Raw genomic sequence first — 23,668 nt, 5'->3', positions numbered from 1 at the left:
TGAGATACCGCCGTGGTCGGCGGGTGGTGACGAGTCCCGCCGGGCACCGCAGACGTGGCGGATCTACTCGTCGTCGTGCTCGTCGTCTTCGTCCCAATCGTCGTCCGCGCCCTCGCTGAGATCGTTCGCGACGTCGGCGAGGATCGCCGCGAGCTCGGTGGGACGGGTGATCATCGGCCAGTGACCGGAGACGATGTCGACGAGCCGCAGTCGCTCGACCTCGGCGAGTTCGGGAACCTCACCGGCGTCGATCCATTCCATGGCCTGTTCGGGAGTGAACTCCGGGCATACGACCGTGACCGGCACCTGCTGACGTGCCGGGTTCGTGAGCCGCACGGTCCCCGTCGCGACAGCCTCGGGAACGGGGATCGCGGCTGCGGCGATCCGAGCCTTCGCGTCGGCGTCAAGGTCGGCGGAGTCGGCGCCCTCGAACGGTTCCCAGCCGGGGAACGCCATCACGCCGTCGACGCAGGGGAAGAACGGCGCGTACTCGGCACCGTCCACCTCCGGAAAGCCCCCGATCAGTGCCGTGCCCGCGATCCCCTCGGCCCGGCGGTCGGCGGCGATCCACGCCAACGACGCCGCCGCCGAGTGCCCGACGACCAGCGGAGGCTCCTCGCACGCGTCGACCGCGGCGAGCACGACCTCGATCTGCTCATCGAGCGTGGCGGCGACGTCACCGTCGCCCTGACCGGACAGCGCGACAGGCACTCCACGGTGGCCTTGCGTCGCGAGCGCGGCGACGACCTCGTCCCACACGGTTGACTCCAGCCAGAGCCCGGCGATGAGCACGATGTCCATGACGCCATCCTCACCGTGGCCATTCGGCCTCGCAAGGGCGCTCGAACGCTGTTCCCGCAGTCTTCACGGTTCCGCATCATCCCGTCGACGCGCGCGGGCGGGCACCCGGTCGAGTCCCAGGTGCCCGCCCGCGGCAGCATGACGTGAGCGCACTCAGCCCGTCGTCGAGGCGTCGCCTGCCTCCTCGTCCTGTGATTGTTCGACGTTGTCGGGAGCGCCGTCGGAGACGAGGATCTCGGGCTCGCCGTCCTTCATGCCGACGGTGGCCATCTGTCCCTCGCCGAGGGTGCCCGAGAGCAACATCCGCGAGAGGCGACGGTCGAGCTCGGTGCGCATGGCGCGGCGCAGCGGCCGGGCCCCGAACTCGGGGGAGTAGCCGACGTCGGCGAGGTGGTCGACGGCCTCCGGCGTCACCTCGAGGTGGACGCCCTGCCCGGCGAGCCGGCGGCGCAACTCCTCGACGCGCAGCCCGACGATCGCGTGCAACTGCTCCTTGTCGAGGCCGTGGAAGATGATGATGTCGTCGATCCGGTTGAGGAACTCCGGGCGGAAGTGGTTCTGCAGATCGCTCATGAGCTGGTCGCGGATCGACTCGACGTCACCCCCGGCGGCGAGGATGCGCTGCGAGCCGATGTTGCTCGTCATGATGATGACCGTGTGCGTGAAATCGATCGTGCGGCCTTGGCCGTCGGTGAGCCGCCCGGCGTCGAGCACCTGCAGCAGGGCGTTGAACAGGTCGGGGTGGGCCTTCTCGATCTCGTCGAACAGCACGATGCTGTACGGGCGGCGCCGTACCGCCTCGGTGAGCTGTCCGGCCTCCTCGTAACCCACGTAACCGGGAGGGGCACCCAGCAGACGCGAGATCGTGTGCTTCTCCTGGAACTCCGACATGTCGAAGCGGATCATGCGGTCGTCGTCGCCGAACAGGGCGCCCGCGAGCGCCCGGGCTAGTTCGGTCTTGCCGACGCCGGTCGGACCGAGGAAGAGGAACGAGCCGTCGGGCTGGTCGGGGTCGGCGAGACCGGCGCGGGCGGCGCGGACGGCCTCGGCGATCGCGGTGACGGCGTCGTCCTGACCGATGATTCGCTCGTGCAGGTGATCCTCGAGTCGCAGCAACCGATCGCGCTCGGCCTCGGTGAGCTGGGTGACCGGGATGCCCGTCGAACGCGAGATGATCTCGGCGATCGACTCCGCAGTGACCTCCGGCGTGCTCGAGTCGTCCTGCATGTTCGCCAGGCGCTCCTCGGCGTCGGCGATCTTGCTGCGCAGGTCCGCCGCGCGCTCGTAGTCCTCGGCGGCGACCGCGCTGTCCTTCTCGCGCCTGAGGGCGGCCAGCTCGTCCTCGAGTTCCCTGGTGTCGGGGGTGCGCACCTTCGACTTCATCCGCACCCGGGCGGCGGCCTGGTCGACGAGGTCGATGGCCTTGTCGGGCAGGAACCGGGCCGTGATGTACCGGTCGGAGAGCTCGGCGGCGGCGTCGAGCGCCTCGTCGGTGATGCGGACCTGGTGGTGCGCCTCGTAGGCGTCGCGCAGGCCGCGCAGGATCTCGATCGTGTCCTCTACCGACGGCTCGGAGACGAGGATCGGCTGGAAGCGACGCTCCAGTGCCGGATCGGGTTCGATGCCCTTGCGGTACTCGTCGATCGTCGTCGCGCCGATGACGTTGAGCTCTCCGCGGGAGAGCGCCGGCTTGAGGGTGTTGGCCGCGTCCATCGCACCCTCGGCACCACCGGCGCCGACGATCGTGTGGAGCTCGTCGATGAAGAGGATGACGTCGCCCTCGGAGGCCTTGACCTCGTCCATGACGTTCTTGAGGCGCTCCTCGAACTCGCCGCGGTACTTGCTGCCCGCGACCATGCCCGTGAGGTCGAGCGCGATGATGCGGCGGTCCTCGAGGGTGCGCGGCACGTCACCGTTGACGATGCGCTGGGCGATGCCCTCGACGATCGCCGTCTTGCCGACGCCGGCCTCACCGATGAGCACCGGGTTGTTCTTCGTGCGGCGCGAGAGCACCTCGATGGTCTGCTCGACCTCCATCTCGCGTCCGACGACCGGGTCGAGCTTGCCGTCGCGGGCGGCCTGGGTGAGGTCGCGCCCGTACTGGTCGAGGGTGGGGGTCTTGCTCGCCTCGCCGCCCGGCGCCGGTGCACCGCCGCTCTCCTGGGCGGCGGCCGCCGGGGCGAGTCCGTCGGTGGCCAGTGACCGCAGCGCACGTCCCGCGGGGGTCTCGCGGTTGGCGGCGATGCCGAGCACGATGTGCTCCGGCCCGATGTACGAGACGCCCGCGGCGCGGGACTGCTGGAAGGCGTCGGAGAGCGCCTTCTTGGCCGCCGGACTGAGGCTGATGCTCTCGGCGTCGTCGGTCTCACCCGTGGTCACGGCCTCCCGCATCCGGTGGGCCAGTCCTTCGACGTCGGCGCCGGCCTTGAGGAGCATCTCGCGGGTCGCGGGATTCTGCGTGGCCGCGTAGAGCATGTGCTCGGGCTGCACGTCGGGGCTGCCCCACTCGACGGCCGCGTCGGCGGCCTGCTGCAGCAGCTCGCGCGCCTGGTCGTTGAGCAGGCGAGACAGATCCACGCGCTGCACGCGTTGCTGGCGCTGCATCCCACCGAAGGGATCGCCACCGAAGAATCGGCTGAAGATGTCGTCGAACGGGCTGTCGAACGGATCCATGCGCGTCATACCTCCCGGTGGGGACCGGGCCGCGCCCGGGTGACACGACCCTCGGCCTGATCCGACCCTAGGCAGATCTCCGGCCGGAGGCACTCGCAGAAGGCGATCGAGCGAGCGGTGATGTGCGCGCCCCGGCCGGACGAAGGCCGGATCGCCGCCGCCTCTCGCCGAACCGGCCGGCTCGAACGTGCCTAGGATCGGCACTGGCAAGGCCCGGCACCCTCACCGGAGGCACGATGGCACTCCTTCGGCCGCACCGTGAACGTCAGACCTCGGCGTCCGAACCCGTCGGCGTGGCGGCTCACGCCCGGGGGGTCGACGCCCTCCTGCGCTCCTACCGCGACGTTCCCCGCGACGAGACGATCCGCCTCGCCAAGTCGACGTCCAACCTCTTCCGCACTCGCGACACGAGCACCAGGGGGCTCGACGTCTCCGGGCTCACCGGCGTGATCTGCGTGGACGCGACGGCCCGCACCGCCGATGTCCAGGGCATGTGCACGTACGAGACGCTCGTGGCCGCGACCCTGCCGTACGGCCTCATGCCCCTGGTGGTCCCCCAACTGCGCACCATCACCCTCGGGGGAGCGGTCACGGGGCTCGGCATCGAGTCGACGTCGTTCCGCAACGGGTTGCCGCACGAGTCGGTGCTCGAGATGGACGTGCTCACCGGCGACGGCGAGATCGTCACCGCTCGCCCCGAGGGCGAGCACGCCGACCTCTTCGCCGCCATGCCGAACTCTTACGGCTCGCTGGGGTACACGACCCGCATGCGCATCGAGCTGCAACCCGTCGGCCGCACCGTGCGCACCCGCAACCTGCGCTTCTCCGATCTCGACCGGCTCGTCGAGGTCGTCGGCCGCATCGTCGAGACCCGCGAGTGGAACGGGCAGGCCGTCGACGCCCTCGACGGGGTCGTGTTCGCCGAGGACGAGGCCTACCTCGTGCTCGCCGCCTTCGAGGACGTCGTCGCGCCGGGCAGCGACTACACCGGCCAGGACGTGTACTACCGCTCGCTGCAGCGCTTCGAGGAGGACCGCCTCACCGGCCACGACTACCTGTGGCGCTGGGACACCGACTGGTTCTGGTGCTCCCGGGCGTTCGGCGTGCAGCACCCGCTGGTCCGACGCGTGTGGCCCCGGCGGTGGCGCCGCAGCGACGTCTACCACCGGATCGTCCGCTTCGAGAACCGCCACCACGTCGCGGCGACCGTCGACCGGTGGCGGGGCCGGCCGCCGCTGGAGCGGCTCGTGCAGGACGTCGAGATCCCGCTCGAACGCACCGCGGAGTTCCTGCGGTGGTTCCTGCGTGAGGTGCCGATGCGACCGGTCTGGATCTGCCCCCTGCGGCTGCGGGAGCCGGACGGCCCCGGCTCGGCGCGTCGCTGGCCGCTCTATCCGATCGAGCCCGGACGCACCTACGTCAACGTCGGCTTCTGGGGCAACGTCCCCGTCCTGCCCGGTCGTCACGACGGCGACGTCAACCGGATGGTCGAGCACGAGGTCGGCCGACTCGGCGGCCACAAGTCCCTGTACTCCGATGTCTACTACGACCGCGAGACCTTCGAGCGGCTTCACGGCGCGGCCGAGTACCGCGCCGTCCGGCACCGCTACGACCCCGAGCACCGGCTCACCGATCTCTACGAGAAAGTGACGACGAGATGACCCTTCTGTCATCGGATCCGGCGACCGCCACCCGTGTCGGCGATCTGATCACCTCGATGGCCACCGCACCGTTGCCCTTCCGCATCACGGCCTACGACGACAGCCAGGCCGGCCCCGAGAACGCCGAGGTCGCGTTCCACATCGCTTCCCCGGAGGGTCTGCGCTACCTCCTCACCGCCCCCGGCGATCTCGGTGCGGCCCGCGCCTACCTCACGGGCGGTCTGCACGTCTCGGGCATCCACCCGGCCGACCCGTACGCGGCGTTCAAGGCGCTGAAGACCGCGCGCTTCCGGCATCCGACCGCCGGGGAGACGGCGCGGATCGTCCGCGCCCACGGCCGCGGGATGCTCCTGCCACCCACCCCTCCGGCCCTGGAGTCGCCCCCGCGGTGGCGGCGCCACCTCGAGAAGGTGCTCGATCCGTCGGGTCGGCGTGCCGAGGCGATCTCCCACCACTACGACGTCGGAAACTCCTTCTACGAGAAGGTTCTCGGCCCGTCGATGGCTTACACGTGCGCCGTGTACACCGACCCCTCCGACACCCTCGAGGCCGCGCAGGAGCGCAAGTTCGAGCTGGTCTGTCGCAAGCTGCGACTCGAGCCGGGCATGCGCCTGCTCGACGTCGGCTGCGGGTGGGGCAGCATGGTGCGGCACGCGGTGAGACATCACGGCGTGCAGGCCCTCGGCGTGACGTTGTCGGGGGAGCAGGCGGAGTGGGCACAGGCGCGCATCGAGGCCGAGGGGCTCTCCGACCGTGCCGAGGTGCGATACCTGGACTACCGAGAGGTCCCGCCGGGGGAGTTCGACGCGATCAGCTCGATCGGGCTGCTCGAGCACGTGGGCGTCGACAACTACGACTCCTACTTCGGGTTCCTCTTCGAGCGCCTCAGGCCCGGCGGGCGCATGCTCAACCACTGCATCACGCGCCCGAACGACGCGACCAGTCACCGGCCGGACGCGTTCATCGACCGCTACATCTTTCCCGACGGTGAGCTCGCCTCCCCGGGCGAGATCATCTGCCGTGCCCACGACGCCGGCTTCGAGCTGCACCACGAGGAGAACCTGCGGATGAGCTACGCGCGCACCCTCACCGCATGGTGCGCCAACCTGCGGCAGCACTGGGACGCGTGTGTCGCCGATGTCGGCGAGCCGATGGCCAAGCTGTGGGGCCTCTACATGGCCGGGTCACGACTCGGGTTCGAGCTCAACTGGATTCAACTGCACCAGGTCCTGCTCTCACGGCCCTTCGCCGACGGCACGACGGCCTACCCGCTCCGCCCGGACTGGGAGGGCTGACGGCACGACCCCCAGGCGCTGCACGGCGGGCACTGCACGGCCGAAGAGCAACGCCGGCCCGGGTCGGGGTGTGGGGGAGCGGCACCGCTGGGCTCGCCTTGTCGTGGTATCGGTCGCGTCCGCGGGTGCGGCGCGGTCGCCGCCGTCACCCCTCCAGGAGCTGCGGATCCCGACGCACGGCCAGGACGACGAGGCCGACGACGAACCAGACGAGGCCGATCGTCAGCGCCAGGCGGGAGGCGTTCGCCAGGACGACGAGCAGGATGATCGCGCCCGCGACCGGCAGGACGACGTGCCGCCACAGGGAGCGTTCCGGGCCGGATCGGCGCACCCAGTAGTACCCGACGACGGAGGCGTGCAGCGCGACGAACGCGACCAGCGCGCCGACGTCGACGATGGAGACGAGGTGGTCCAGACCATCGGCCTGCGTCGCCGCCCAGGTCGCCATCGCGACGTTGCCGACGGCGGCGATGAGCACTCCGACCGTCGGCACGCCGGTCCGTCCCGAGACCCGGGTCAATGCAGCCGGGAGCGCCGACGTCCGTCCCATGTCCATGAGGATGCGGGACGCCGCAGCCTGCCCGACCATCGCGGAGAACGCCGCACCGGCGCCCTTGGCCAGCGCCAATGCGGTGTGCAGCCATCCGCCGAGCTGGTCGCCCACGGTCGTGTAGTAGGCCGGGCCCTGGAGTTCGGGATTCGCGGCGAGCTCGGCCGGCGTCACCGCGGTGAGCAGTGCGCCGATGTAGGTCTGCAGCATGAACAGCAGCCCCGCGACGACGAGACACGCCAGCGTCGCACGACCGACGACGCGACTGTCACCGACCGTCTCCTCGGCGAAGGTCGCGATCGCGTCGAACCCGAGATACGACAGCACGGCCACCGAGGTCGCGGCGAACACCGCCGTCCAGGAGAAGTCTCCGAAGCCGACGAACGGGCTCAGCCAGGGGCGTTGCGGACCGTGGGTCGCCAACACGTACACGCCGAAGACGAGCACGAGCGCGAGAACGATGATCTCCACGATGACGACGACGCTCGCCGCGCGGGCGGCGATCTTCGAACCCGCGAGGTTGAGGCTCGTCGTTGTGAGCACCGCCGCGGCGGTCCAGACCCAGACGGGCACGGACGGCAGGAGGGAGTTCAGGGCGATGCCGGTGAAGAGATACGCCACCGAGGGGATGAGCAGGTAGTCGAGCATCACCATCCAGCCGGTGAGAAAGCCTGCCCGACGGCCGATCCCGGCCCGGGCGTAGGCGAAGACCGATCCGGCGCTGGGGATCTCGCGGGACATCGCCACGTAGGACAGCGCCGTGAAGGCCATCGCCACGGTCGCGACCAGATACACGACCGGCACGACGCCTCGGCTCTCGGCGTCCAGGGCTCCGAAGACGCCGACCGCGGCCGCGGGGCCGATGAACACCAGCCCGTAGGCCATGAGCTCGGGAAAGGTGACCTGACGCTTGAGGCCGGGCGTCGTCGAAGCGTTCATGATTCCCTCGCTCGCGGCTGTGTGGTGGGGCCTTCCGAAGTTGATCGGGGGCGGCAATACGGTACGCCGACGTCTCGGCCCTGTCGCAGACGCCGTGCCGAGGCGGCACCGGGGGAGAGGGGAATCCGCGAGACACCGCCCGCGGGCACCCCTTTGTGTCGGTACAAATAGGCGCTCTGCGGCGCGAATGGCTGTCGTGACAAAGTATTCATCTACGCAGACTCAATGTGGCAACGCGGAGCGGTTGGTGACTGCTACGGAGCCCGCAAACTACGCGACGGCCTCAGTCGCCATCTGACCGAAGTCGGAAAGGGCCACGATCACGATGACCGATCACGGACGGCGTGTGGCGCGGATCATTCCCGCAGGCGTTCCGGCCAAGCTCAAGCAACTGGCCGCGAGCGGCAAGGCGACGCCGGCTAGTCGCCATAAGGGACGTCGCCCCGCGCCGATCAATACCCAGGGAACGATCAGCGATCTCATCGAGCAGCAGCGTCGATGATCCGCCACCTCGCCACGTCGATCCTCACGCCTCTTCTCATCGCCGATCCACCGTCGAAGACCGCGGGCAACGCTGAGACGGGCCGATCGCGTCATGAGCACACGCCTGGCCTGCCCATGGACCAATCGCGCCGATAATCTACATTATGTCATATGTGCGCCTGTGTGTTGCATCGGATGAATCAACCGCGCGCGACTGATCTACTCCCCCGCTCGCTGGGCTGAACCTCGGTCTGACCTGCGGGAACCCAGCACCGAAGCTTGTCACGGGCGCCGGACCCGACAGTCCGTGGCTCTTTCCCAGCACGCTGGCTGGCAGGCACCTGCACCCCGACACCGTGATGGACCGGCTCCCCGACGTGGGCGTCAACCTTCTCGGCGCCCACAACCGTGCCATCGGCGAGCTCGCCCTTGAACGTCCGCCCTCCCTCGCAGGCGCCCTTTACCTGAGAAAGTTGCCGGCGTCGTTGCGCGCGATGCTGACGTCGTCGGGGATGTCGTGGGTGATGGTGTCGGTGTCCCAATGCGCGACGTCGACGGCCTCGCCGGTGAGGACATCGACGGCCCGCAGAACGGCGGCTTGCGAGGACTCGGCGTCACCCCACGAGATGTGCCGGACCAGGTAGCGCCCGTTCGCCCAGGTCACCCCCAGAAAGGTTCCGGGCGAGCGAGGAAGGTGGTACCGCTCTCCGGTGTGCGCATCGAAGCGGACGAGCTGGTGCCGGTCCGCGGTGACCCCCACGATCCACCGGCCGTCGTCGGACCAGGCGTCGTGATCGAACTGCACCCCCGGGCCCGCCGGGATGCTCCGCATGAGTCTCCCGGAGGAGGCGCCCATGACACGCAGCTCGCGCCCGATGCCGGCGGCTACCTCTCGGTCGTCCGGGGATGGGAAGACCGAAGTGGCGCCGTCCAACTGGGGGAACCGCCGAACGGTCCCGGTCGCCACATCAACGGTCGAGACCTGTCCGGTTTCCAGTCCACTGGCCGGTTCGTGCGCCGGGCGTGTTCCTGCGACGAAGACGCGACTGCTGTCGCGGGACCAGCCGATCGGTCCGGCCTCGTCTGCGTCGCTGGGTACGGTGACGTCTGCGCTGGCTCCGTCGAGGGTGTCGATGAGGGTCACCTTGGCCGCCTGGCGGGAACCGACGGCGAGGTGGCGACCGTCGGGAGACACCAGAACAACGCCGTCAGCAGTAGGGGCGGTGGCGATGCCGTCACCCGTCGTGTCGCGCAGCACGGTTTGATTGGGCAGCGGGAAGTTCTCGACCGCGCTGTAGATGTGCGCGGCGATCAGGACCGGGCCGATGGGGTGGTCGGTGATGCCGGTCCCGAGCCATTGCCGACCAGGCATGAGCGACGAGGACGCGCCGGCCGGCGTGGGCTGCCGGTGGGAGGACCCGAGCATCCCTGCGCCGAGCACGAGAAGGCCGATGGCGACAGCCGCCGCCACGCCTGCCCAGACCGGCCGGGACGAACCGCGGTGGGGTCGACTGACCTTCGCCGTAGCGGTAGCGGCGGGCAGCGGAGGCGCGTCGGGGATCGGCAGACTGTCCACGAATGAGACGATCCGCACGGCCACGTCGCTGTCATGGATGCTCATGGAGGATCTCCTTCAGGCGGTTCTCGGCCCGGTTCAGGCGGGATTTGACCGTTCCGACACGGCAGCCGAGCACCTCGGCGATGTCCTCCAAAGGCAGGTCGAGGTAGTAGCGCATGAACACGGTGGCCCGTTGATCCGGGTTGAGCTGCGCAAGGGCGCGACGGACATCGACGTCGACAAGCCGGTCGGCGACGGGACCGGTGTGCTCCCATCCGTGAAGTTCGAGGTAGCGGCGCCTTGTGCCCGCCCGCCGCGCGGAGGATCGGGAGCGGTGGATGACTGCCGTGCGTAGCCATCCGGGCGGATTGTGGATCGAGGCCGCATCCCGCGTGAAGTCGACGAAGACCTCCTGGACGAGGTCCACCGCGTCGTCGAGGTCACCAGAGACGACGGAAGCCAAGCGCACCAGGTCCCCCCACTGCGCCCGGTAGATGTCCTCAACGGATGACTCTCCAGACATGCGCCCCACATCGTCGACCATCTGCACACTCGCCTGGACGCGCAACGAGCCCGTTTCGTTCCGCGCTACCGAGGTCTTTCATGTCACCGACGTTGCGCAATGTGCGCTCTTCGCAGCTGTCGGTGCAGACGTCAGCTGCTGCCGGACTCTCGCTTAGATGTCGAATGTCCTTGTGGCACGGCGCCCCCCAGATGCTGCTGCTTCGCGTTCGGCGGTACCGGTGGGGAGCGGCTGCGGTCGCGCGTGGCGGCCGAGGCCGCACCGTGGCCGCCCCACGTGCCAGGTTTTCCGCAAGCTTCGGCGCATCGCCAGTGCCCCGCCTGCCATCGGGACCGTGGCCAACGTGTTGCGATCCGGCGGGCGGGCCGCTCCCCCGAGGGCTTCAGCGCACACTCGTTGCGGGCAGGGTTCGTGACCTGGGCGCACCTGCGGGGCGCCTCGGACTGAGCCATTGCCCGTCAGACCGGCATCAGTCGATGGCGTCGCTGGGGCAATGTGTGCGGGTCCCGGAGGCGTGGAAAATCAGCGCGGACACCGACCTCGGCTTGTGATCATGGGGCTTGGTCAGCGGTGGCGGTCGGGACCGTGGCGACGCGGTGGCTGTTGGACCTCGGGGGCAGTTCTTGGCGTGTGCGTCGTTGTTCCGCGCGGACCGCCGATACCGCCTGCGCACTCGACACCTGGGCTCAACGAACCGTCTGGCACCCTGCGAACGCCACGGCCGCGATCAACCCCAGCTCGACGAACCGACTTCACCCCGTGACGTGACCTGGCTCACTATCGTGACGTCATGACCCCACGAACCCTTCTTCGCTGCGCCGCAACCGCTCTCGCGGCCGGATCACTGCTCCTCCCCCAGTCCGCGCAGGCGACCACGTCGACCGCGACCAAGGCTCCCCGCCAGAAGTGGGTGAACTGCACGTTCACCCCGACGCCGGAGAATCCCGCTGCGCGACCGGTCGACCCGCCGCCGGCGAAGACCAAGGGCGCGGGCATCGTCCACCTGCGGATCCGCACGAACTACGGCCCGATGACGTTCGTCCTCCAGCGAGACTCCGCCCCCTGCGCCGTGGCCAACATCGTCAGCCTCGTGAAGCAGGACTTCTACGACGAGAGCCAGTGCTGGCGCTTCACCGACACCGAGCGCCTCGGGGTGCTGCAGTGCGGCGACATCTACCGCCAGGAGGAGGGCGGCCCCGGTTACCGATTCGACGACGAGGTCTCACCGAGCAACACCTATCCGCGCGGCACCCTGGCCATGGGCAACCAGGGCCCGGGCACGAACGGCAGCGAGTTCTTCGTCGTCCACAGCCACGCGAACATCAAGCCCGAGTACACGATCCTCGGCCGCATGAGCAGCGGCTTCCGCACCCTCGACGCGATCGCGAAGGCCGGCACGGTCGACAAGGACGGCGACGGACTCCCGACCCGCCCGGTCGTCATCACCGACGTCTCGGTGCGCTGATCCCGAACCCCCGGCGCCAGCCGCAGGGCTCCCCGCACTCGGCGGGCGGACTCCCCCGCGCTCGCCGAGCGGTGGTGAGTGACCCGGCGCATGCTGGCAGCAGCCGTTCGTCTCAGCAGGAGGAAGCATGAGGCTCTACTCCGCCGTCGTCGACTGCGTCGATGTGCGCGCCCAGGCCCGCTGGTGGGCAGATGCCCTCGGATGGAACGTCGTCTTCGAGAGTGGTCACGAGGCGTCGATCTCCCCGCCACACGCCGAGGGCGGAGACGTCGAGGACAAGGACGAGTTCGACCGCGTCAGCACCGGCGTGTGCTTCGTCCCGGTGCCCGAGGGCAAGACGGCGAAGAATCGCGTCCACCTGGACTTCGCGCCGCACTCCTCCGAGGACCGGGACGCGATCATCGCCCGGCTTCTCGAGGCCGGCGCGACGCGTGTGGACGTCGGTCAGCCGCACGACGCGTCGTTCACGGTGCTCGCCGATCCCGAGGGCAACGAGTTCTGCATCCTCTCCGCCCGCCGGAGCTGACCGCCTCGACAGTCGTCGTCGCCCGCCCCCCGAGACGGGCGTCGACGAAACAGGCGGTTCTCACCCGCGAACCCGGTGAGAACCGCCTGTGCGAGCGATCAGGCGCTGCCGCGCGCGAGCAGCTCGGCGAAGGGCGTGACATCGGCGAACTCGTCCCGCGGCGCAACGCGGGTGCGGGCGCCGGCCGCAAGGTCGGCGAGCTCCCCGGCCGCGCGGGCGATTCGAGCATCCAAGGCCGCGCTGCCCTCGCCGCCGAAGTCGGAGGTCGCGGCGTAGACCCCGGTCGCCACGGGCATCGCCCGCAGGTGCGCGAACAGCGGGCGCAGCGCGTGCTCGATGACGAGGGAGTGCCGCTCCGTGCCTCCGGTCGCGGCCAGCACGACCGGCATCCCCCGCAGCGTGCCCTCCTCGACGAGGTCCATGAACGACTTGAACAGACCGGCGTAGGAGGCCTGGAACGTCGGCGTGACCACGATGAGCGCATCGGCGGAGGTCACGTCGTCGAGGGCGGTGCGCAGGTCTCCGGTCGGAAAGCCGGTGAGCAGGGCGTCGGTGATGGCGTGCGCGAGTTCGCGCACCTCCACGACGCGGACCTCGACCTGCTCCCCACGCGCGACGAGCGTGGCGCGCGTCGCGTCGGTGAGCCGGTCGGCGAGCAGACGCGTCGAGCTCGGCGAGCGCAGTCCGGCGCTGACGACGGTGAGACGGAACATAGTTCTCCTGTCCTGAACAGGTCGTGATGCTGATCTTGTCTGGATGCGAGTCGGCGATCCGGCCGGCCTTGTATCGGCACATTCCGACGGGGACACTCACCGCTCGCGGCCGTGGGGCGGGGAGGACGACCGTCGTCCCCGCCCCACGGTTCCGGCGTCAGAGCCGGCGCGCGGCCCCGGCGTTCGACTCCTCCGCCCGCGTGCCGGTCCACCGGTCGACGCTGGGTTCGCGGGTCTCCCCCTGCGCAGCGTCGCCACCTTCTGCGGCGCGCTTGGCGGCGAGCAGCGAGGCGTGGGTCGGCGCGTCCGGCACGTTGGCCGGGCGCAGCGCGTCGAACTCCTTGCGCAGCACCGGAACGACCTCCTCGCCGAGGATGTCGATCTGTTCCAGCACCGTCTTCAGCGGCAGACCCGCGTGGTCCATGAGGAACAGCTGACGCTGGTAGTCACCCACGTAGTCGCGGAACGACAGTGTGCGCTCGATGACCTCCTGCGGGCTGCCGACGGTGAGCGGCGTCTCCCGCGTGAACGTCTCCAGCCCTGGACCACCGCCGTAGACCGGCGCCCGGTCGAAGTACGGCCGGAACTCGCGCACCGCGTCCTGGCTGTTCTTGCGCATGAACACCTGCCCGCCGAGGCCGACGATGGCCTGGTCGGCGGAGCCGTGGCCGTAGTGCTCGAACCGCTGGCGGTACAGCCGCACCATCTGCTCGGTGTGCGACGGCGGCCAGAAGATGTGGTTGTGGAAGAAGCCGTCGCCGTAGTAGGCGGCCTGCTCGGCGATCTCCGGGGACCGGATCGAGCCGTGCCACACGAACGGCGGCACCCCGTCGAGCGGACGCGGCGTCGAGGTGAACGACTGCAACGCACTGCGGTGCTTGCCCGACCACGTCACGTCCTCCTCGCGCCAGAGCCGGTGCAGCAGGGCGTAGTTCTCGACCGCGAGCTCGATGCCGTCGCGAATGTCCTTACCGAACCACGGGTAGACCGGGCCGGTGTTGCCCCGGCCCATCATGAGGTCGAGGCGGCCGTCGGCGAGGTGCTGGGCGTAGGCGTAGTCCTCGGCGAGGCGCACCGGGTCGTTGGTCGTGATGAGGGTCGTCGCGGTGGACAGGGTGATCCGCTCGGTCACCGCCGCGAGGTGCGCAAGCAGGACCGGCGGGTTGGCCGGAGCGGCGAAAGGCGGGTTGTGGTGCTCCCCCGTCGCGAAGACGTCGAGACCGACCTCGTCGGCCTTCTTCGCGATCGCGACGGTGGCCTTGATGCGCTCGTGCTCGGTGGGCGTGCGGCCCGTGGTGGGGTCGGTGGTGACGTCGCCGACCGTGAAGATCCCGAACTGCATGACGTCCTCCTCGGGGAAGTCCGGATGTGAACACTTGCCTCAACGGCCTCGCCCGCTAGGATATTCCTAGCGATAGTTGAACGGTATACCACCGCGATGGGTGGCGCGACCGAGACCACATGGAAGGAGGGCCCATGGGCCGACACCAGCCCCTTGCTACCCCCGGGGCGACGGCACCATGCACCGACCTCGAGGACGTCATGAGCGTGCTCGGGAGGGCCTGGGCCGGCGCCATCCTCGAGGCGATGCTCGCCGGTCACGAGCGGTTTCGAGAGCTCGCACGCGCCGTGCCGGGGGTCACCGACAGTGTTCTGTCGGCCCGCCTCAAGGAGTTCTGCGCCCGTGGCCTCGCCGAGCGCATGGTCGACCCCGGCCCGCCGAGTGCGGTCGTCTACCGGCTGACCGAGGCCGGGCGGGACGTGGCTCCCGTGCTCACCGCGGTCCGTGCCTTCGGGGCCGCGCACCCTGAGGTCGTCCGCCGCCGCTGACCCGGGGCGACGCCGAGGCTCTGGTCCTGCCTCGGGGTGAGCTCGGGGCGATCCCCGATGGCCCGATTGCGCATCCTCCGGTTGACTCGAGATGTAGCCGTCGACCCTTCAGGAGGATCTCGTGACCCAGGCACTCGTTCGCACCGACCGCACGAATCGCGTCATCGGCGGGGTCTGTGGCGGGCTCGCGCGTCGTTACGGCTGGAACGCGAAGGTCGTCCGGCTCGCGTTCGTCGCCTCATGCCTTCTGCCCGGCCCTCAACTGCTGATCTACATCCTGTTGTGGATCGTCATGCCGAGCGAGCGTCGTTACTGACGCATCCGCCCGACGGCACGTGCTCGCTCTTCGTCGGGTGGGCCGCGTAGGCACAGCGGGTACTGTCGTCAGCGACGGCGCCGCCTGCGAAAGGATGGCCGATGGCGCACCCGGTGATGTTCGACGAGGACGACCCTCTGCTCGCGCGGGTGCGTGACATCTGCCTCGCGCTGCCCGACGCGAAAGAGAAGGTCTCGCACGGCCGTCCGACCTTCTACACGACGAAGATCTTCGCCTGGTACGGCGGCTCGGTGAAGGTCGGCGGGGCCTGGCGGCAGCATCCTCAGTCGGTGCTCGTGCTCCTGCCCGAGGACGAGCGTCGCGCACTCCTCGACCGTGGCGACACCTTCGTTCCCGGCTACGTCGGTCCGAGTGGATGGATCGGTGTCGACCTGGCCAAGGCGGACTGGTCGGAGATCGCCGAACTCGTCGAGGAGTCCTATCGCGCGACGGCGGGTGTGCGTCGCGTTGCCCGCCTCGAAGGTTGGCGAGCCGCGACACCCTGCGTGTGCGTGTTGCGGAGTCCCGCGCAACGTCGCAGGGTAGGGGCATGAGTGAGCAGCCCAGCGAGTACGACGACGTGCCCATCCCTCCCGAGGAGGAGGACGTCCGCATCAGCAGCGACGAGACCGACGACCTCCCCGTCTCGCCGCCCGACATGCAGCCTCGCGGGGCCGAGTACCTCGGGGAGGATCCCGCGGTCGAGGAGACGATCGACCAGCGGATCATGCAGGAGGAGCCCGACCCCGACTCCGCCTACGGCGCACCCGAGAACGAAAGCGGCCTCGACGAACCGATGCTCGGCGGTGACGACCCCGACGCGATCCCGGCCGAGCGTGACGTTCTCGCCGAGGACCGCGACATCGATCCCGTGGAGGAGGACGTCGACGACGTCGGTGTCGGGGAGCAGGTGGACGAGGATCTCGAACTGCTCGACCACGCCCCCGATCTGAAGTCTCCGGAGGAGGACGCCCTGCGCATCGAGCAGGAGTGAGGCCCCACCCGGCTGAGGATCCGGCCTGCGTCGACATGGCTCGACGCAGGCCGGATCCGTCTTCTGCGGTGCCGCGCGGCGGCGACGCTCAGGCCTCGCGCAGTGTGACCGGGGTGCCCAGGGCCACGGTGCGTGAGACGGTGCACAGCCGGTCGTGTGATGCCTCGATCGCGCGGGGCAACATCTCCCGCGCCTTGTCGCCGCCCTCCCCCTCGGGAAAACGCACCGTGAACGTCACCTCGAGATCGCGCAAGTGGTTGCCGTCCTCGTCGCTCACCTTCTCCCCCGCCGAGACCATGTCGAACTGCTCGGGCTCGGCGCGCCGGGCCGTGAGCATGTCGACGTCGATGCCGCTGCAGCCGGCGATGGCGGCGAGCAACAGCTCGACGGGTGTGAAATCGGACGAGTCGCCCGTGCCGAGGGAGATGCGCCCTCCCCGCACGTTCTGCGCCTCGAAGCGCCCCGCTCCTACCCGCGACATCGTCACGCTGCGTCGGCCGTCACGGGCCTGCTGTTCGGTCATGCTCGGCTCCTCGTTCGCTGGGGCAGTGCTGCCTGCCAGCCTACGGAAGCCGACGCGTTCCCCGCTCGAGGACGCGAGCCGGCGGCCGACACCCTGCGACGGCCCGGCCGTCGCAGCAGGACGGCCCACCCTCGTCTCACGCCCCGCGACGCTCAGTCCAGCCGGGCGACGAAGCGATCGAGCTCCTCGCGCTGCGCGAGCGTGATGCGCGAGCAGTCCGACAGCCTGGAGGAGTCCCCAGGTGTGGCGCATCGCCCGAAGAAGACGGTGACGCGATCCTCGCTCGAGGGTGGCAGCAACTCCACCAGGTGCGTAGGACCGACGAATCGGCGACTCCCCTGCCGCCTCCACTGCTTCGACACGAGAGCCGACGTCAACCGATGATCCAGCCTGCCCAGGACCTCCATGATCCTCACCCCGTCGTCCGTTCGAACCGCACTCCACTGCGGTGTGCCGTCCAGATCGGCGATTGGACGACCGTCCTGAGCGATTCTCGAGAAGTCGTCACGCGCCAGGATGGTTGCCTCCGTCGGGACAGCCGTTCGAGCGCGAGAAGCCGTGTGGCTCACGCCAGCTCATCGTGGGGCGGGAGCGCGACCTCGGCGTCGTAATCGGAGTACGCGCGGGGGTCCTCGCTGGGCTCGATGTGCCCCGTGACGATGACCCCCTCGAACGCCTCGGCGACGGCCTGTTCGACCTCCTCACACAGGTCATGAGCGTCCGCGACCGTCCACCGGCCCGGGACGAGAAGGTGGAAGTCGACGTAGCGCTGGTGGCCCGACTCCCGGGTGCGCAGAGCGTGGATGTCGACGTCGTCGCCCGTGAACCGGCGCATGAGCCGCGCGAGTTCGGCGTTCTCCTCCTTGGGCCAGGAGGCGTCCATGAGCCCGTCGATCGACTGCGACAGCAGCTTCCAGCCCGTGACGATGATGTTGACGCCGACGAGCAACGCCACGATGGGGTCGAGCGGTGGCCACTGGGTGAGCGCGACGAGCGCCACCCCGATGAGCACCCCACCCGTGGTCCAGACGTCGGTCATGAGGTGCCTGCCGTCGGCGGTGAGGGTGCTCGACCGGTAGCGACGGCCGGCGCGAATGAGCACGACGGCCACCACGCCGTTGAGCACCGCCGCCACGACCGAGATGACGAGGCCGATGCCGACGTTGTCGATGGCGACGGGATTGAGCAGGCGTTCGACGGCCGTGACGATGATGAAGACCGCCGCGACGAAGATCATCATCCCCTCGACGGCCGCCGAGAAGTACTCGGCCTTGCTGTGGCCGAAGTGGTGGCTCTTGTCGGCGGGCCTGGCCGCCACGTGCAGCGCGACGAGGGCGACGAAGGCGGCGACGAGGTTGACCACCGATTCGGCCGCGTCGGAGAGCAGACCGACCGACCCGGTGATGTACCAGGCCCCCGTCTTGAGGGCGATGGTGGCCACGGCCGTCGCGATCGAGAGCCACGCGAACCGGGTGAGATTGCGCGGTGCGGAGGTGGAGGTCGTCACGCCGTCAAGTGTGGACCACGCCACCGACAACCTCACGATCCAGCCCCCGGCCTCCGCGGGCGTTGCCGTCGCTGCCGCCGCCGTCCCTGCGGGACCCGTCGGAACTGATTCGATGTCGAAGGCCCGGCTCCTCCTCGGGTGGAGAAGCCGGGCCTTCGGTTTCGGTCTCAGCCGCCGAAGACGGTGAGGCCGCGGAAGTTGGGTGACACCGCGGTGGCCGCCATGCCGTTGCCCGAAGGACGGAGGACGGCAGCGCTTCCGTCCGCGCGGACTGCGAGGATGCGGCCCGTGCCGGTCATGCCGACGAACCGCGAGTAACCCTTGACCGAGCCGAGGGAGGACTTCGTGGCCTTGGTGAAGCGGCCGCGCCCGTCGCCGCGGTACAGGTAGGCCTGCCCGGATGCGGTGATGCCGACGAGGTCGGGCTTGCGGTCGCCGCTCCAGTCGCCCACGGCGAGGACGTGCGCCATTCCGCCCCAGGCCTGGCCGATGGCGACGCGGGAGCCGAACTTGTTGTTGCCCTTGCCGGGGTAGAGGTACATCTTCCCGTCGGACTTCTGCACGGTGATCAGATCGGCCCGACCGTCGCCGGTCCAGTCGCCCGGAGCGACGATGTGCGCCATCGCGTTCCAGCCTCCGCCGAGCGACGTGCGGGCGGCCACTCCGGTGCCGCGCCCCGGGTGGACGTAGAGCCGCCCGTCCTGACGGCCCCGCGTCAGCAGGTCGGGGAACCGGTCGCCGGAGATGTCCTGGGTGACGAGGATGCGGTCATAGCCACGCCAGCTGCGCTGGTCGAGGGCGCGCGCGTAGGAGATCGACGCGGCGCCGGCCGGGCTCACCGCGAAGAGCTTGCCCGTCGTGCCCAGCAGCATCGCGTCGGCGACGTTGAGCCCACCCGAGGGCGGCGAACCGACCGCGGGCGGACGCGTCGTGCCGCCCACCTGCGCGGATCCGCCCGTGTTGCCGAGGGACGAACCGCCCTTGAGCGCGGCGGCGCGCGTGGCCATCGCCGGCAGGTAGTTGTAGATGAGGCCGGGGCACGAGGTCTGGCCGACGTCGCGGTGGCCGCTGACGTTGCGGTAGGACTTGCCGTTGTGGGTGAACCGGCCGCGCGGGTCGAACCCGTGAATCGAGGCCTTCCAGGCGATGACGCGGGTCACGGCGTCGATCGAGGCCTGCGGGGGGTTGACGTATCGGTAGTCGCCCATGACCGAGATGCCCATGGTCACGCCGTTGAAGCCGCTGGCCTGGGCACCGACGAGGGAGCGGTTCGTGCCGCCGTAACGGCCCTCCCACACCCGGCCCCACTTGTCGACGAGGAAGTTGTAGCCGATGTCGCTCCAGCCGCGGTCCTTGACGTGGAAGGCGTAGATGCCGCGCAGGATCGCGGGCACCTGGCTGGGGCTGTAGTTGTTCGTGCCGGCCGTGTGGTGGACGATCGCGCCGCGCACGACGCCGTAGGACGGGGAACCCTTGCGGATCGACTCGTCGGCACCCCATTGGGCGCGGCTGCGGATCGTGGGCCGCGAGGCGGCGGCCTGAGCGGCACCGGCCTGGACGCCGGTGTTCGCGTCGCCCTCACCGTGGCCCGGGTCGATGACCGCGAGGGTGGGGTTGCGGGGCGCGTCGCCGGGGGCACCGAGGATACGGGCCTGCACGGCGGTCGCGCCGGTGAGAACGATGGGGTCCGAGCCGGCCCGGGTGCGCGCCTGCGACTCCACGCCGTCGCCCTCGGACGAGGTGTCGATACCCTGCCAGGCGCCCCAGCCCTTCGGGCCCTCGGTGCGGTACTGCACCGCGAGGGGGGTGTCGCCCTCCCACGTCACGCCGATGACGGCGAGCGAGGACTCGACGGCCTGCCGACCGGTCGCCCCGAGCACCGCGAGGTCGCGCTCGCGGGCCACCTCGGGGGTCTTGTCCTTGGCCAGCGCGATGTCCTGGCTGGTCGCGTAGTCGCCGTCGCCGACGGCCGGGTCGGCCGGGTCGACGAGCGCCGCGGCCTCCTGGGTCGTCTCGACGGGCTTCTGGTTGGGCTCGCCCTGAGCCGGCAGGGCCCAGAAGGCGGGAGCCAGCATCGTGGCGGCGGTCAACGTGGAAAGGCGTCGCAAACGCACGGGCAGAACTCTTCCTGTCGGACATCGGTGCACGTCACCGCTGTCTGCGGCGCGCTCTACGGGCCCCCCGAGCCGCCCTGATTCCGCTGGGAGGGAACCGACGGCCCGTTGCTCACATCGACCCGACCGATACCGAACTGAGATGTTTCGGAAAGTCCTTGAGACGTCACCGATACGCCGACGGGCCGGAACCCGAGTCATGGCGACTCGAATTCCGGCCCGTCCGTACGGCCCCGACGCTGCCCGGTGGGCGGCGGCTCAGGCGAGGTTCATCGGCTCACTGCCCGCCCGGGTGCTGACCCTCGGGACGACCCTGGCCGATCTCGGCCAGCATGTCGGCGTACCACTGCTGGCGGTAGTCGAAGGGCTTGTGACCGGCGATGCGGTCGAACTCGATGACCCGCAGGACGTCGTCGTGGTCCTCGTCGTTGCCGACCACGCCGGGCGTACCGGCGAGCGCGCTGTCGACGGCCATCGTCGTCATCTGCGAGATGAGGTCGAGGTCGTAGTCATTGGCCGGCGCGGAGCGGGAGAAGTACCCCGACTTCTGCACGAGGACCTTCTCGGCGCCGAGCTTCTCGGCGAACTGCTTGCCGAACCACTCCCCCGGGTTGATCTCGTTGAGACGCACGTGCCCGAACGCGTCGCGCGGCACCTCCTCGCCGTTCCTCTCCATGAGGTCGACGATGTCGGAGACACCCGCGCCCTCGGAGAGGAAGATCGTCACGTTGCCGACCGTGTCCATCGTGTGCTTGAGGCGCTCGGCCTCGGCGTCGATGTGGATCTCGACCTCGGGGACATACACGCCGTGGATGTCCCACGCCTCGCGCGACAGGCCGATCTCGGGCAGCCACTCCTGCTGAGCGAGCCACGCGCGGTACTCCCGGGCTGCGGCGGCGGTGAGCCAGCCGCAGTTGCGGCCCATGACCTCGTGGACGATGAGCATGCGGGGGCCGGAGTTGTGCTCGGCGAGCACGTTCTGGGCGAACCGCGAGGCCTGCTCGGCGGCCGTCTGGGCGCCGAGGGACTGCCGGATGGGCACGATGTCGTTGTCGATGGTCTTGGGCAGGCCGACGACGACGAGGTGGTGGTCGGTCTTCTCCAGGTGCGCGGCCAGGTCGGCGGCGGTCGTGTTCGTGTCGTCGCCGCCGATGGTGTGCAGCACGTCGACGCCGTCCTCGGTGAGACGCTGCGCCGCGAAGTCGAGCGGGTCGACGCCCTCGGGCACCAGGCCACGCTTCACGAGGTCGTCGACGTTGGTGAGCTTGACGCGCGAGTTGCCGATCGGCGAGCCGCCGTACCGCGCCAGCAGGCCCGCCTTGTCACGGACGGCGCGGTCGACGGTGATCGAGTCGCCCGTGAGCAGGCCCTGGTAGCCGTGCTTGTAGGCGATGATCTCGACGTCGGGGGCCACCTGCGTGTACCGCTCGATGAGGCCACCGACGGCCGCGGACAGACAGGGCGCGAACCCGCCCGCGGTCAAGAGGGCTACGCGACGAACAGCCATGACACCAACTCTCCCAGCTCGTGGATGCGATCGCGGCCCAGCCTATCGGCCGCACCCGCCGGATGCCCGAGCGCTCGCGGCCGGGGCCTGTAAGGTCCCGGATCGCCGCAGTGCGGGAGTCCACCGGCGATCAGCGCTGCGGGATCTCCCACGTGTGCACCGGCTCGTTCGCCTCACTGAGGTCGAGGTAGATCGCGAGCATGCGTCGCAGTGCCTCCGCGCGATCCAGGCCGGACTGCTCGAGGGCGAGCACGGTGTCGCGCTGCCACGATGCACCGTTCTGACGCGAGAGGGCCCGGCCCTCGATGACCGAGAGGTAGTGATCGCGCACGTCGGCGTCGACACCGAGGGTCGACAGGCCCTCCTGAGCCAGCGGCAGCAGATGCCGCAGGACGAGTTCGTCGGGCGAGATCGACGAGTAACCGGGCCAGTAGAGACGCGCCGACATGCCGTCGCGGGCGCCGTGGCGAAAGTTCGTGCTCGCGGCCGAGAAGCTCATCTGGGTCCACACCGGCCGGTCCTCGCGCGCGAGGTAGACGAGCACGCCGTAGTAGAAGGCCGCGTTGGCGATGACGTCGGTGATCGTCGGTCCCGCCGGCAGCACCCGGTTCTCGACGCGCAGGTGCGGACGCCCGCCCGCGGTGTCGTAGATCGGCCGGTTCCACCGGTAGATCGTGCCGTTGTGCAGCCGCAGCTCCGCGAGGTCCGGCGGCTCACCCTGCTCGAGCTGCTCGATCGGGTCCACGTCGCTGATCTCGGGCAACAGCGCCGGGAAGTAGCGCACGTTGTCCTCGAACAGGTCGAAGATCGAGGTGATCCAGCGGTCGCCGAAGTCGACGCGCGGACGCACGCCCTGGTTGACGAGCTCGACCGACCGTGTGTCGGCCGCCTGCGTGAACAACGGGATGCGGGTCTCGTGCCACAACATCTGCCCGGCGAAGAACGGCGAGTTCGCGGCGATGGCGAGCTGGGGGCCGGCCAACGCCTGAGCGGCGTTCCAGTACGCGGCGAAGTCGGCGGGCGCCACCTGCAGGTGGAGTTGCATCGACGTGCACGCGGCCTCCGGGCCGATCGAGTCGGCGTAGACCGACACCCGCTCCCCCGACGGCCCGCTGATGTCGATGAACATGTCCTCGCCGCGCGCCCGCATGATGGCGTCGTTGAGGGCGCTGTACCGGTTGGGCGTGCTCATCCACCCGTCGTCGGTGACGTGGGAGACCATGATCGTCGGCAGGATGCCGATCATCGCCAGGCGTGCCCCGACGCTCTGCGCGGCCCGACCGGCCTCGCCCAGGGCCTGTACGACGTCCTTCTCCAGCGTGCTGAGGCCGTCACCCTCGAGCGAGCGTGGGTCGACGTTGACCTCGATGTTGAAACGCGCGAGTTCGTGAACGAAGGAGTCGTCGTCGATGGCCTCGAGCACCTCGGCGTTGCGGAACGCCGGGTCGAGGTTCTCGTCGAGCAGCGAGAACTCCATCTCCATGCCCGTCATGAAGCGTCCGGGATCGAAGCTGCTCACCGCGAGCATGCGTTCGAAGACGTCGAGGTTCTGGCGCACCTTCTCGCGGTACTGCTGCCGTTGAGTGTTGCTCCACTCGCCGCTGCTCACCTCTTGGCCCATGGGCTCCACCGTTCGTTCGAGGTACCGGTGGCGCACACTGTACGGCCCCGGAGTGGCTCATGACGCTCC

22 protein-coding genes are annotated in these 23,668 nt (G+C 69.7%); 9 read left to right on the top strand and 13 right to left on the bottom strand.

What is annotated here, in order from left to right; genetic code table 11:
* Positions 1 to 63 precede the first annotated feature (63 nt).
* On the bottom strand, positions 64 to 801 hold the full coding sequence (locus BN1197_RS14505) for an alpha/beta fold hydrolase (protein WP_052466780.1): 738 nt from the start codon (positions 799 to 801) through the stop codon (positions 64 to 66).
* Positions 802 to 954: 153 nt separating this feature from the next.
* On the bottom strand, positions 955 to 3,474 hold the full coding sequence (locus tag BN1197_RS14500; RefSeq protein WP_245851965.1) for an ATP-dependent Clp protease ATP-binding subunit: 2,520 nt from the start codon (positions 3,472 to 3,474) through the stop codon (positions 955 to 957).
* A 236-nt stretch (positions 3,475 to 3,710) separates the two neighbouring features.
* Between BN1197_RS14500 and BN1197_RS14495 the strand changes: the two genes are divergently transcribed.
* Positions 3,711 to 5,135: an FAD-binding oxidoreductase gene (locus BN1197_RS14495; RefSeq protein ID WP_082043940.1), complete on the top strand. Its 1,425-nt coding sequence runs from the start codon at positions 3,711 to 3,713 to the stop codon at positions 5,133 to 5,135.
* On the top strand, positions 5,132 to 6,430 hold the full coding sequence (locus BN1197_RS14490; RefSeq protein WP_040160812.1) for a class I SAM-dependent methyltransferase: 1,299 nt from the start codon (positions 5,132 to 5,134) through the stop codon (positions 6,428 to 6,430). The genes BN1197_RS14495 and BN1197_RS14490 overlap by 4 nt, the downstream gene beginning before the upstream one ends.
* Before the next feature lie 145 nt (positions 6,431 to 6,575).
* Here BN1197_RS14490 and BN1197_RS14485 read toward each other — a convergent pair whose 3' ends face one another.
* On the bottom strand, positions 6,576 to 7,919 hold the full coding sequence (locus BN1197_RS14485) for an APC family permease (RefSeq protein WP_040160810.1): 1,344 nt from the start codon (positions 7,917 to 7,919) through the stop codon (positions 6,576 to 6,578).
* Between the two features lie 325 nt (positions 7,920 to 8,244).
* On the opposite strand from BN1197_RS14485, the gene BN1197_RS17900 reads away from it, so the two are divergent.
* The gene (locus BN1197_RS17900) at positions 8,245 to 8,421 is read left to right on the top strand and encodes a hypothetical protein (RefSeq protein WP_245851964.1); all 177 of its coding nucleotides are present in this window, start codon (positions 8,245 to 8,247) and stop codon (positions 8,419 to 8,421) included.
* Between the two features lie 441 nt (positions 8,422 to 8,862).
* Here BN1197_RS17900 and BN1197_RS14475 read toward each other — a convergent pair whose 3' ends face one another.
* Entirely contained in the window at positions 8,863 to 10,023 is a 1,161-nt protein-coding gene (locus BN1197_RS14475) for a WD40 repeat domain-containing protein (RefSeq protein WP_040160809.1), read from the bottom strand.
* The gene (locus BN1197_RS14470) at positions 10,010 to 10,504 is read right to left on the bottom strand and encodes an RNA polymerase sigma factor (RefSeq protein WP_040160807.1); all 495 of its coding nucleotides are present in this window, start codon (positions 10,502 to 10,504) and stop codon (positions 10,010 to 10,012) included. The genes BN1197_RS14475 and BN1197_RS14470 overlap by 14 nt, the downstream gene beginning before the upstream one ends.
* A gap of 769 nt (positions 10,505 to 11,273) precedes the next feature.
* Here BN1197_RS14470 and BN1197_RS14465 point away from each other — a divergent pair.
* The gene (locus BN1197_RS14465) at positions 11,274 to 11,948 is read left to right on the top strand and encodes a peptidylprolyl isomerase (RefSeq protein ID WP_040160805.1); all 675 of its coding nucleotides are present in this window, start codon (positions 11,274 to 11,276) and stop codon (positions 11,946 to 11,948) included.
* A 127-nt stretch (positions 11,949 to 12,075) separates the two neighbouring features.
* Positions 12,076 to 12,474 carry a VOC family protein gene (locus BN1197_RS14460; RefSeq protein ID WP_040160803.1) on the top strand — a complete coding sequence of 133 codons (399 nt, stop codon included), beginning with the start codon at positions 12,076 to 12,078 and terminating at the stop codon, positions 12,472 to 12,474.
* Positions 12,475 to 12,572: 98 nt separating this feature from the next.
* Here BN1197_RS14460 and BN1197_RS14455 read toward each other — a convergent pair whose 3' ends face one another.
* On the bottom strand, positions 12,573 to 13,187 hold the full coding sequence (locus BN1197_RS14455; protein WP_040160801.1) for an FMN reductase: 615 nt from the start codon (positions 13,185 to 13,187) through the stop codon (positions 12,573 to 12,575).
* A 157-nt stretch (positions 13,188 to 13,344) separates the two neighbouring features.
* Complete coding sequence (locus tag BN1197_RS14450) at positions 13,345 to 14,529, bottom strand: LLM class flavin-dependent oxidoreductase (RefSeq protein WP_040160799.1); 1,185 nt, start codon at positions 14,527 to 14,529, stop codon at positions 13,345 to 13,347.
* Between the two features lie 134 nt (positions 14,530 to 14,663).
* On the opposite strand from BN1197_RS14450, the gene BN1197_RS14445 reads away from it, so the two are divergent.
* The 4 genes from BN1197_RS14445 to BN1197_RS14430 all read left to right on the top strand — a co-directional run bounded on the left by BN1197_RS14445 (position 14,664) and on the right by BN1197_RS14430 (position 16,327).
* Positions 14,664 to 15,017 (top strand): winged helix-turn-helix transcriptional regulator, encoded by a 354-nt coding sequence (locus BN1197_RS14445; protein ID WP_245851961.1) that lies wholly within the window; start codon positions 14,664 to 14,666, stop codon positions 15,015 to 15,017.
* A gap of 121 nt (positions 15,018 to 15,138) precedes the next feature.
* Positions 15,139 to 15,333: a PspC domain-containing protein gene (locus BN1197_RS14440; protein WP_040160797.1), complete on the top strand. Its 195-nt coding sequence runs from the start codon at positions 15,139 to 15,141 to the stop codon at positions 15,331 to 15,333.
* A gap of 101 nt (positions 15,334 to 15,434) precedes the next feature.
* Positions 15,435 to 15,887, top strand: a complete 453-nt coding sequence (locus BN1197_RS14435) for an MmcQ/YjbR family DNA-binding protein (RefSeq protein WP_082043938.1) — start codon at positions 15,435 to 15,437, stop codon at positions 15,885 to 15,887.
* Positions 15,884 to 16,327 carry a hypothetical protein gene (locus tag BN1197_RS14430; protein WP_052466777.1) on the top strand — a complete coding sequence of 148 codons (444 nt, stop codon included), beginning with the start codon at positions 15,884 to 15,886 and terminating at the stop codon, positions 16,325 to 16,327. The genes BN1197_RS14435 and BN1197_RS14430 overlap by 4 nt, the downstream gene beginning before the upstream one ends.
* 88 nt (positions 16,328 to 16,415) lie before the next feature.
* On the opposite strand, the gene BN1197_RS14425 is transcribed toward BN1197_RS14430, so the two are convergent.
* From BN1197_RS14425 to BN1197_RS14400, 6 genes are all read right to left on the bottom strand, one after another.
* Positions 16,416 to 16,850, bottom strand: a complete 435-nt coding sequence (locus tag BN1197_RS14425; protein ID WP_040160794.1) for an OsmC family protein — start codon at positions 16,848 to 16,850, stop codon at positions 16,416 to 16,418.
* A 152-nt stretch (positions 16,851 to 17,002) separates the two neighbouring features.
* Positions 17,003 to 17,155, bottom strand: coding sequence for a hypothetical protein (locus tag BN1197_RS17445; RefSeq protein ID WP_176489772.1), 153 nt, complete (start codon positions 17,153 to 17,155; stop codon positions 17,003 to 17,005).
* 260 nt (positions 17,156 to 17,415) lie between these two features.
* Positions 17,416 to 18,357 carry a cation diffusion facilitator family transporter gene (locus tag BN1197_RS14415; RefSeq protein ID WP_040160791.1) on the bottom strand — a complete coding sequence of 314 codons (942 nt, stop codon included), beginning with the start codon at positions 18,355 to 18,357 and terminating at the stop codon, positions 17,416 to 17,418.
* Positions 18,358 to 18,524: 167 nt separating this feature from the next.
* Positions 18,525 to 20,471: an FG-GAP-like repeat-containing protein gene (locus tag BN1197_RS14410; RefSeq protein ID WP_141397301.1), complete on the bottom strand. Its 1,947-nt coding sequence runs from the start codon at positions 20,469 to 20,471 to the stop codon at positions 18,525 to 18,527.
* 277 nt (positions 20,472 to 20,748) lie between these two features.
* A complete protein-coding gene (locus BN1197_RS14405) occupies positions 20,749 to 21,978 on the bottom strand; it encodes a pyrophosphate--fructose-6-phosphate 1-phosphotransferase (protein ID WP_040160789.1) in 1,230 nt (409 codons plus the stop codon).
* A 130-nt stretch (positions 21,979 to 22,108) separates the two neighbouring features.
* Positions 22,109 to 23,599, bottom strand: coding sequence for a glutamate-cysteine ligase family protein (locus BN1197_RS14400; RefSeq protein WP_040160787.1), 1,491 nt, complete (start codon positions 23,597 to 23,599; stop codon positions 22,109 to 22,111).
* Positions 23,600 to 23,668: the final 69 nt, after the last annotated feature.

The sequence above is a fragment of the Mobilicoccus massiliensis genome (assembly GCF_000826525.2).
Classification (GTDB): domain Bacteria; phylum Actinomycetota; class Actinomycetes; order Actinomycetales; family Dermatophilaceae; genus Mobilicoccus; species Mobilicoccus massiliensis.
This window is presented reverse-complemented; position numbering and strand designations above follow the sequence as displayed.